The sequence below is a fragment of the Streptococcus infantis genome (genome assembly GCF_047465035.1).
Classification (GTDB): Bacteria; Bacillota; Bacilli; order Lactobacillales; family Streptococcaceae; genus Streptococcus; species Streptococcus infantis_T.
Map to the genome: position 1 here is coordinate 1 of NZ_JASHAQ010000062.1, position 509 is coordinate 509.

Genomic DNA, 509 nt, shown 5'->3' on the forward strand with positions numbered 1-509 from the left:
TAAAGTAGCAGACGAAGTTAAGAAAGCTAACCCAACAGCGAAAGATGTTGAAGTAGGTAAAGATGGAACAGCAACTGTAACCTTCCCAGATGGATCAACAGCAGAAATCCCAGCAGCTAAGGCAGTTAAGAAATCAGCTGATAAAGCAGTTAAGGATCCATCAGTAACTCCGGTTACAGATCCAAGCAACTTGACTGATGCAGAAAAAGCTAAGGTAGCAGACGAAGTTAAGAAAGCTAACCCAACAGTAACAGATGTTAAAGTTGGCAAAGATGGCACAACAACTGTTACATACCCAGATGGCGCAACAGCGGTTATCCCAGCAGATAATACAGTTAAGAAATCAGATGATAAAGCAGTTAAGGATCCATCAGTAACTCCGGTTACAGATCCAAGCAACTTGACTGATGCAGAAAAAGCTAAGGTAGCCGACGAAGTTAAGAAATCAAACCCAACCGTAACTGATGTTAAAGTTGGCAAAGATGGCACAACAACTGTTACATACCCAG

Annotated in this window: 1 pseudogene; it reads left to right on the top strand. The window is 41.8% G+C overall.

Going from position 1 to position 509, the window contains the following annotated elements:
* A pseudogene (locus QM406_RS10100) lies at positions 1-509 on the top strand (surface protein Rib); the annotation flags it as partial.